The following is a 9,081-nucleotide window of genomic DNA, read 5'->3' as shown; positions in this document are numbered from 1 at the left end:
GCCCCTGGTGGCGGCGTCGATGATTTTTAGCCCCTCACCCGCCCCCCCCCACCCCCCCGACCCCCCCTGGCGGCGCACCCGTATGCGGCGGGCCCGCCTCCTGACGTATGCACGGGTACCCCGGAGAACGGGCGGCGAGCCCGTGAAGGGTCCGCGGCCCGGCCTGCGACAACCGGACGGCGAGGCCGCGAAGGGCGGGACGCCGGGCCGCCGGGCCGCCGGGCCGCGAGCAGCGGACGGCGGGCCCGCGGAGAGCCGGAGGCGAGGGGCGATGAGTGGAAAGCAGGCCCGTGAAGGGCGGGCGGCGGGGGCGTTGAGCGTGGGCGGCGGGGGCGTGAGGAATTGGGTCCGTCGGTGATACGGGCGCGTCACGCGGGGGAAACAGGGGCTCTCTAATTTCTGTCACCCGACAGGAATCCTGCTCGCCCTCCCGCTCACCCTTCACCCTTCGCGCCGAAGGCAGGTGCCGCCGTGACCACCACCGCCCCCTCCGACGTACGGCCCGATCCGCCCGCTTCACCGGACGACCGCTCCCTGACCGAGTTCGGCTACCGCCAGGAACTGCACCGCAGCCTCGGCCGGTACGCCTCGTTCGCCGCCGGGTTCTCCTTCATCTCCGTCCTCACCACCGTCTTCCAGTTCTTCGCCTTCGGGTACTCCTTCGGCGGCCCGGTCTTCTTCTGGACCTGGCCGGCCGTGTTCGCCGGACAACTCGCGGTCGCCGCCTGCTTCGCGGAACTCGCCGCCCGCTATCCGATCTCCGGCGCGATCTACCAGTGGTCCTCGCGCCTGTCGAACCCCGCCTTCGGCTGGTTCGCCGGCTGGATCATGGTGATCGGACAGATCGTCGTGGTCGCGGCGGCGGCACTCGCCCTGCAGATGGTCCTGCCCGCGATCTGGGCGGGATTCCAGCTCATCGGCGACGATCCGGCTCCGACCAGCCCCGACGGCGCCGCCAACGCGGCCGTCCTGGGTGCCGTCCTGCTCGTCCTGACCACGCTGGTGAACGTCCTCGACAACCGTGTGATGTCCGCGGTCAACCGGATCGGCGTCACCGCCGAGATCATCGGCGCCGTCCTGATCATCGTGCTGCTGTTCACCCACTCCGAGCGCTCCCCCGGCATCACCTTCCACACCGGCGGAGGCGGCACCGGCCTGTTCGGGGCGCTGATGGTGGGCTCGTTCATGGCCGCGTACGTCATGATCGGCTTCGACAGTGCCGGAGAGATGAGCGAGGAGACCCACCACCCGAGGCGCACCGCGCCCCGGACGATCCTCACCGCGCTCGGCGCGGCCGGTCTGCTCGGCGGGCTGATCGTGCTCGGCGGACTGCTCGCCGCCCCGAGCCTGACCGACGGCCGGCTCGGCGTCGACGGACTGAGCTACGTCCTGACCAGCAGCCTCGGCGACGGGGTCGGCCGGGCGCTCCTCGCCGATGTCGTGGTGGCGATCGCGGTGGCGACCCTGGCGATCCAGACCGCCGCCGGCCGCATGCTCTTCTCGATGGCCCGCGACGGCCGGCTCCCCTTCTCCGGCCGGCTCGCGAAGGTCGACGCGCGCACCGGCATGCCGGCCGCACCCGCCCTGGTCGTCGGCGTCCTCGCGACGGCCCTGCTGCTCCTGAACTTCGCCTCGCCGGACGCGTTCCTGGCGATCGGGACCACGTGCATCGTGATGCTGTACCTCGCCTACGCGATGGTCACCGGACCCCTGCTGGTACGCCGGCTGCGCGGGCGCTTCGCGGTGGAGGGCACCGACGAGACGGGCGCCCCGCTCTTCTCGCTGGGCCGCTGGGGCGTCCCCGTCAACGTGCTCGCCCTCGTCTACGGCCTCTTCATGACGGTCAACCTGGCGTGGCCGCGTGCCGCGGTGTACGACCCGGCGGGCGGGCACTGGTACTTCCGCTGGTTCACCCTGCTGTTCCTCGCCGTGACGCTGGTGGCGGGCGCCGCCTACCGGGCGTTCGAGGCACGGTCGGCGAAGGAAGGGGCGTCCGAGGCCGCCGAGGCCTCGTACGCTTGACCAGGTGAGACGTAAGCCCCGGATCCCGCCAGCTCCCCTCCCGCAGCGCCACGGGGTCGACCCCGTGCGGATCAGACTGCCGCGTGAGGGGAGCTGGGCCACGGCGCGGGCGTACCTGGTGGAACGGCTCGCGGCGGGCGACGGAGTCATCGACACGATGATCGGCGAGGGGCTGATCGTCCTGGAGGACGGACGGCCGCTGACCGCCGAAGAACCTTACGCGCCGGGGTTGTTCCTGTGGTTCCACCGGGAGCTGCCGCACGAGGAGCGGGTGCCGTTCCCGCTCGACGTGGTGTACCGCGACGAGCACATCGTGGTCGCCGACAAGCCGCACTTCCTGGCCACCACACCGCGCGGCAGCCATGTCGCCGAGACGGCCCTCGCGCGGCTGCGCCGGGAGCTGGAGCTGCCGGAGCTGGGCGCGGCGCACCGTCTCGACCGGCTGACCGCGGGGCTCGTGCTGTTCACCGTGCGGCCCGGGGAGCGCGGCGCGTACCAGTCGCTGTTCCGCGACCGGCTGATCGGCAAGGAGTACGAGGCCGTGGCGCCGTACGACTCCGGTCTGGGTCTGCCGCGTACGGTCAGCAGCCGCATCCTCAAGGAGCGCGGGGTGATGGCCGCCCGGGAGGTGGCGGGCGAGCCGAACGCGGTCAGCGGGGTCGACCTCGTCGAGCACCGGGACGGTCTCGGGCGTTACCGGCTGACTCCGCGGACCGGACAGACCCATCAACTCCGGGTGCACATGAGCGCGTTGGGCGTGCCGATCCTCGGCGACCCGCTGTACCCGGTGGTGACCGGGCCGGTGCCGGCCGGTGACTTCCGGCGTCCGCTGCAACTGCTGGCGCGGACGCTGGAGTTCACCGATCCGGTCACCGGCCGGGCCCATCGGTTCGTCAGCGGGCGGGCGCTGGAGGCGTGGACCGCGTACGACACCTGGTCGGGCCGGGGCGCCGGGGATCAGTAGCCGCGCCACCAGCGCAGGAGGCGCTGCCAGGCGCCGGGCCGGGCGGCGGGCCCGGGAGCGGCCGGGGCGGGCTCGGGGTCCTTGGGCTGCGGTGCGGGCGTGGCCGGTGCGACGGTTTCTTCCGTGGTCACCTGCCAGGGGGTTCGCTGGGCGGGCAGGGCGCGCACGGACGGCCGCTGGGTGACCTCCTGTGTGGGCTTGGGCTCGAAGCGCACGGGCAGATCGACGAGGTGGCGCGAGGACATGGTGCTGCGCCAGCGCAGGTCGCCCTCGTCGCAGTCGAGTTCGACGTCGGGCAGGCGCAACAGCAGGGCGTCGACGCCGACATCGGCGATGGCGCGGCCGATGTCCTGTCCCGGGCACTCGTGGGGGCCGCCGCCGAAGGCGAGGTGGGAGCGGTTGCCCTGCATGCTCGCGGCCAGGTCGGGACGGATGCGGGGGTCGACGTTGCCGGGCGCGATCCCGAACAGCAGTCCGTCGCCCTTGCGGATGCGCTGGCCGCCCAGCTCGGTCTCCTGCTTGGCGAAGTAGCCGAGGACGGCACTGAACGGCGGTTCGTTCCACAGGGACTGCTCGACCGCCTCGGGCACGGTCATCTGCCCGCCGTTGAGCTGGGCGCGGAAGCGCGGGTCGGTGAGCAGCATGCGCAGCACGTTGGCGATGAGGTTGGCGGTGGCTTCGTAGGCGGCGAGGAGGACGAGCCGCAGGTGCTGGGCCACCTCGTCGTCGGTGAGCCGGGCCGGGTGGTTGATGAGGTGGCTGGTGAAGTCGTCCTCGGGCTCGGCGCGGCGCCGCAGGGTGTGCTGGGTCAGCACGCTCATGACGTACTCGTTGCTGGCGATGGCGGTGTCGGTGCCCTTGAGCAGGTCACGGGTGGCGTGCACCATGCGGTCGTTGTAGTCCTCGGGCGTGCCGATGATCTCGCAGAGCACGGACATCGGCAGATGCTCGGCGAACTGTCCGACCAGGTCGGCCTTGCCGAGCGGGCAGAACGCGTTGACGAGGCGCTGGGTCGCGCGGTTGATGTAGCGGCGCAGGCTGCGGAAGTCGATGGTGGACATGGCGCCGGTGACGGCGCCGCGCAGTCTGAGGTGCTCGTCGCCCTCGGCGTGGGAGCAGATGGGCTGCCAGGCGATGTGGGGGGCGAGCGGATGGTCGGCTCCCGCCGTGCCGTCCTGCACGGCGGTCCACAGCCGGCTGTCGCGGGCGTAGTGCGCGGGGGTGCTGACCATGTGCAGGTTCTCGGCATGGCCGAGGACCACCCAGACGGGTACGTCGTTGTGCAGCAACACGGGTGCGACGGCGCCGTGTTCGGCCCGCAGCTTCTCGTACAGGGCGCCCAGGTCCTCCGCCTCGGGCCCGTACAGGCGGCGCAGTCCGCCCGGTCCGACGCCGGGGCCCATGGTGTGGGCGGGGCAGCCGGGCGGGGGGCCGAACGCGGGTTCTTCCGTACCGGCCGGGGAATGGGATTCGGTCGTCACAATGATCGCTCCGAAGCTCAAGTACGTTCTGTGGATTGGTAGTTGGCGTACGGATGCTGCTTTCACCGTACGGCTTTCAGCGGTGCGCCGACGTCATCGCGAGGGAATGCAGGAACCGCATCAGGGTCATGAGGGTGTCCCGGCTGGACGCCCTGCGGCGGGCGTCGCACCGCACGATCGGGATCTCCTCGGCGAGGTCGAGCGCGGCCCGCAGGTCCTCGACCGGGTACCGGGGCGCGTCGGGGAAGTCGTTGACCGCGACGACGAACGGGACACCGCGCTCCTCCAGGCGTCCGATCACGTCGAAGCTGACCTCCAGGCGGCGGGTGTCGATCAGGACGACCGCGCCGAGCGCACCCTCGAACAGGCCGTTCCACAGGAACCAGAAACGCTCCTGGCCCGGCGTGCCGAACAGGTAGAGCACGAGCTGGTCCGTGATCGAGATCCGGCCGAAGTCCATGGCCACGGTGGTGGCGGTCTTGGTCTCGGACCCGTAGTTGTCGTCGACGCCTATACCGGCCTGCGTCATGGTCTCCTCGGTCGTCAGCGGCTTGATCTCGCTGACGGAGCCCACCATGGTCGTCTTGCCGACTCCGAAGCCGCCCACGATCACGATCTTCACCGCCGCCTGCGCGGTGTGCGGGAGGTGGTCCTCGGCGCGAGGGCCCGTGACGGTGTCAGAGCTTTTGAAGTCCATGCATCACCGCTTCGAGGAGGGAACGGTCGGGGAGCGCCTGACGGACGATGGGGGCGCGCGCCCGTACCAGTTCGGCCGCCAGCAGCTCGGTGAGCAGGACGGTCACCACGCTGAACGGCAGATTGAGATAGGCCGAGATCTCGGCCACGGACAGGGGGGTTCTGCACAGCCGCAGCAGTGCCGACTGCTCCGGCTGGGTGGCGGGCGGCGGTGTGACGGCACGGGCGACGACCAGCGTGACCAAGTCGACCTCGGCCCGGTCGCCGCCCTCACCGCCGCCGGTGAGGACGTACAGCCGCTCCGGGTTCTTCGGTTTGCCCTCCCCCTCCTGCCCCTCCCCCGCGGAACCTTCCGGGCCCGCGAGGGGGGTGGGCGGCGCGGGGGGTTCCGGGGGCCGCTCCCTCGGCTGGCGCCGTCGGCGTTGAGGAGGGCTCATACGGTCTGCCCGTTGCGGCGCGGCGGACTGGTGAGATGGGCGCCGATGCGTACGACGAGGTCGCGCATGCGGTTGCTCATCAGCCCGGGTTCCGCGGTCTGGTTGGCGAGGACGGCGAGGTAGGCGTTGGGTCCCGCCGACATCAGGTAGAAGTAGCCGCCGTTGATCTCGATGATGACCATCCGCATCCGGCCGTCGCTCTTGGGGATCTCGCCCGCGACGGCTCCCGCGAGGCTCTGCAGGCCCGCGCAGGCCGCGGCGACGCGGTCGGCCGCGTCCGGGTCGCCACCGTAGCGGGCGATGCGCAGCCCGTCGGCGGAGAGCACCACGATCTGCTGGATGCCGGGCACTCCGTCGGCGAGTTCCTTGAGCATCCAGTCGAAGTTGGCTCGCTGCTGGATCACTTGAGGTCCCTCTCGTCGTCGGCCTCGGCCGGGCCCGGCCGGCTGTCCGTGCTGAGTGCGGTCGGGTCCGGGTCGCCCTTGAGCCCGTTCATGAACGCCTCGACCCACAGCCCGGGTTCGGGCTCCTTCTCCCCCGGCGCGGGCTCGGGTTCCCAGGAGGCGGCGGCCTCGGCGGCCTCCTGCTCGGCGCGGGCCTCGGCGTACCGCCGGCTGAGCGGGACCTTCATGCGGCTGCGGCGCTGCGGCAGACCGTTCGGCGTCCATTCCGTGACGACCGGGACGTCGTCCTCGAGGGGGTCGCCGCTCGACGAGGGGATGCGAGGGCCGGTGGTCGGCTTGCGCTTCTTGGGCTTGCGCGCGGGGCCCTCGATGCCGCCGTTGTCGATGCCGGCCACGGAGCTGGCCCCGATGCCGTGCGCGAGACCGGGGGCGAAGTCGGTGGTGAGCATGGCCCGCGGTGCGACGAGGACGGCGCGGACACCGCCGTACGCGGACTGCCGCAGTGAGATCTGCATGTTGTACATCTGCGCGAGTCGTCCGACGACGGCCATCCCGAGCCGGGGTGCCTGGCCCATGGTGTTCGGGTCGACGCCCGCCGCGGCCAGCCGGAGCAGCTCCTCGATCTTGCCGCGGGCCTCGTCGCTGAGGCTGACGCCGCCGTCCTCGATCTCGATGGCGATGCCGGTCTGCACCTCGATCGCGGTGACGTGCACCTTGGTGTGGGGCGGTGAGTACCGGGTGGCGTTGTCCAGGAGCTCGGCCAGGGCATGGATGAGCGGTTCGACGGAGACACCGTTGACGGCGATGTCGACGATGTTGTGGAGCTCGATGCGCCGGTATTCCAGGATGCGTGACATCGCGCCGCGCAGGACGCTGAACAGCGGTACGGGTTCGGGCCACTGGCGTCCGGGACGGCCGCCGCCGAGCACGGCGATGGAGTCGGCGAGCCGGCCGATCAGCGCGGTGCCGTGGTCGATGCGCAGCAGGTCGTCGAAGACCTCGGGGTTGCGCCCGTGGTCCTCCTCCATCTCGCGGAGTTCGTTGTTCTGCTGGTGGACGATGGCCTGGACGCGCCGGGCGATGTTGACGAAGGAGCGCTGGGCCGCGTCCCGCATCGACTCCTCGGCGTCGATGGTCTTGAGCAGCTTCTTCAGCAGTTCCTTCTGGGACGCGGGGATCTCGCGGAGGTCCGGGTTGTCGCGGCCCAGGGTGCGCATGACCTCCGACGAGGAGTTCCCCTCGTGCAGCCGGTCGATCGCGTACGGCAGGACGTCCCGGGTGAAGCGCACGATCTCCTGATCGTGCGCGACGACGCGCTGTTCCAGCGAGGCGGTGCGGCGCGCGAAGTCGGCCCGCAGTTCACGGGTGACACGGCCGCGGCGGACGGCTTCGCCGCCGATCGCGATGACCAGCAGCGTGGCGAAGCCGCCGCACAGGGCCACCGCGCCCCGGGCCGGCTCGGTCACGACGGCGACGGCGGCGCCGGTCACCACCGCCATCAGTACGGCCGGCAGCAACAGCACGCGCGCGTAGGGAAGTTCACTGTCACCGGGAGGCGATTGAACACTCACCATGTATGCCCTCTGAGACAAGTCGGCTGGGGGTGGGGGAGGTTTGTGGGGGAATCAGCACGGATCGGCATGGGTCAAACCAGATCTTCGGAACTTTTGGGAACAAGCGCACGAATACACCTCAACTCGGTGCGCCGCGGGCGAGCTTAGTCCGACCGGATCAACGCTGTGTCATATTCGGCGAGCACCTGAAACCGCCCATAAGACTGGAGTACCCTCAGCCTCATTTACACGCAGCGCCCCCATTCGCACACGCTGCGTGATGGCGTAAGGGTGTACGAACGGCGTGGCGGTGAGGGATCAGATCCCGGCGATGCGCAGCGCCGCGTCAGCCGTGGCCTCGGCGAAGGCGGACACCGGACGCTGCGGATCGGAGCGGTGCACGAGGATGACGCCCTCGATCAGCCCGAACAGCAGATCCGTCCGCAGATCGAGCTCACTCTTGGCGAGCGCGCCGCCGGCCGTCGTGGCGGCGAGCAACTGGCGGTAGGTGTCCTTGAGTTCGGCCCGCACCGCATGGAAGCCGGCGAAGCGTTCGGTGCGCACCTCGGGCAGCAGATAGAGACCGCCGAGATTGTGCGGACCCCCGCACAGCACCTCCACGTCGGTGCGGCACAGCTCCCACAGCCGGCCCTCCGCGGACGCCGTGTCGTCGGCCAGGAGCTCACGGGCGTACGCCAGGGAGGGGGTGACCGTGGACTCCAGGAGCTCGGCGAGCAGCTCCTCCTTGCCGGTGACGTAGTGGTACATGGACGCCTGGCGCATGCCCGCCCGCTCGGCGACGGCCCGGGTGGTGGTGGCCGCGTATCCCCGCGTCGTGAACAACTCGGCGGCCGCGTCCAGCAGTTCGGCACGCGGCGACAACCCGCTGTCCGGCCGCTGCGCGGCCCGGGGCCTGCCGACCCGGCGTCCGCCACCCGTTCCCATGCGTTCGATCCTCGCACACCCGACGCGCCCCCGGCGGGGTGCCGGGACGCGCACGGCGGACACCGGGCCGCGCCGCGCACGACCCCTCACCTGCGGCGCACCCCGCGTGAGGGACAGGTAACCGCCCGGCAACACACGGGACACGGCCGCGACCCACCCCGCCCCTAATTTCTGTCGCGCGACAGAAATGACCGAGGAGCCGGAGGACCCGCGATGGCGACAGCGACCACGCACGGAGCACGCGATCACGCCCGCGCCCAGCAGGGAACCCGCGCCGAGACGATGCCCGTGGTCCCCGCGGACTACTGGCAGGACCCGCCGCCCGAGGCGGGCCCCCTCGTCTGGGCCGAGACCGTGGCGGGCGGCAACTACACGCACAAGGTGCTGGCCCGGGGCACCGAACTGCGCCTGACCGACCTCGCCGGCGACGCCTGCGCCCACCTCCTGCTGTACGTCGCCGACCGGCCCTGGGAACGCCTGAACGTCGCCGACACCGTCAAGGTCCAGTGGAACGCCTACCTGGGCGCGGGGCGGCTGCTCCTCTCCGACCAGGGCCGGGTGCTCGCCTCGGTGGTCGCC

General features: G+C 71.3%; 9 protein-coding genes. 3 read left to right on the top strand and 6 right to left on the bottom strand.

Annotated elements, in window-relative coordinates:
• Positions 1 to 471: 471 nt before the first annotated feature.
• Positions 472 to 2,022 carry an amino acid permease gene (locus tag ACFXGX_RS41425; protein WP_384803069.1) on the top strand — a complete coding sequence of 517 codons (1,551 nt, stop codon included), beginning with the start codon at positions 472 to 474 and terminating at the stop codon, positions 2,020 to 2,022.
• 4 nt (positions 2,023 to 2,026) lie between these two features.
• Positions 2,027 to 2,986: an RluA family pseudouridine synthase gene (locus ACFXGX_RS41420; protein WP_384803065.1), complete on the top strand. Its 960-nt coding sequence runs from the start codon at positions 2,027 to 2,029 to the stop codon at positions 2,984 to 2,986.
• Here the strand turns inward: ACFXGX_RS41420 and ACFXGX_RS41415 are convergent.
• The 6 genes from ACFXGX_RS41415 to ACFXGX_RS41390 form a co-directional block, all read right to left on the bottom strand.
• Entirely contained in the window at positions 2,980 to 4,467 is a 1,488-nt protein-coding gene (locus ACFXGX_RS41415) for a cytochrome P450 (RefSeq protein ID WP_384803062.1), read from the bottom strand. The two genes, ACFXGX_RS41420 and ACFXGX_RS41415, sit on opposite strands and share 7 nt — an antisense overlap.
• A gap of 76 nt (positions 4,468 to 4,543) precedes the next feature.
• Positions 4,544 to 5,164 carry an ATP/GTP-binding protein gene (locus ACFXGX_RS41410; protein WP_355770987.1) on the bottom strand — a complete coding sequence of 207 codons (621 nt, stop codon included), beginning with the start codon at positions 5,162 to 5,164 and terminating at the stop codon, positions 4,544 to 4,546.
• On the bottom strand, positions 5,145 to 5,600 hold the full coding sequence (locus tag ACFXGX_RS41405; RefSeq protein ID WP_384803059.1) for a DUF742 domain-containing protein: 456 nt from the start codon (positions 5,598 to 5,600) through the stop codon (positions 5,145 to 5,147). The genes ACFXGX_RS41410 and ACFXGX_RS41405 overlap by 20 nt, the downstream gene beginning before the upstream one ends.
• Positions 5,597 to 6,004, bottom strand: coding sequence for a roadblock/LC7 domain-containing protein (locus ACFXGX_RS41400; protein ID WP_326788791.1), 408 nt, complete (start codon positions 6,002 to 6,004; stop codon positions 5,597 to 5,599). The genes ACFXGX_RS41405 and ACFXGX_RS41400 overlap by 4 nt, the downstream gene beginning before the upstream one ends.
• A complete protein-coding gene (locus ACFXGX_RS41395) occupies positions 6,001 to 7,578 on the bottom strand; it encodes a sensor histidine kinase (protein ID WP_384803056.1) in 1,578 nt (525 codons plus the stop codon). The genes ACFXGX_RS41400 and ACFXGX_RS41395 overlap by 4 nt, the downstream gene beginning before the upstream one ends.
• Before the next feature lie 297 nt (positions 7,579 to 7,875).
• On the bottom strand, positions 7,876 to 8,502 hold the full coding sequence (locus ACFXGX_RS41390; protein WP_384803053.1) for a TetR/AcrR family transcriptional regulator: 627 nt from the start codon (positions 8,500 to 8,502) through the stop codon (positions 7,876 to 7,878).
• A gap of 213 nt (positions 8,503 to 8,715) precedes the next feature.
• On the opposite strand from ACFXGX_RS41390, the gene ACFXGX_RS41385 reads away from it, so the two are divergent.
• Positions 8,716 to 9,081, top strand: a 366-nt coding sequence (locus tag ACFXGX_RS41385; RefSeq protein ID WP_384803050.1) for a DUF1989 domain-containing protein, incomplete at its 3' end; no start/stop codon positions are given.

Source organism: Streptomyces sp. NPDC059371 (genome assembly GCF_042751995.1).
Taxonomy (GTDB): Bacteria; Actinomycetota; Actinomycetes; order Streptomycetales; family Streptomycetaceae; genus Streptomyces.
This window is presented reverse-complemented; position numbering and strand designations above follow the sequence as displayed.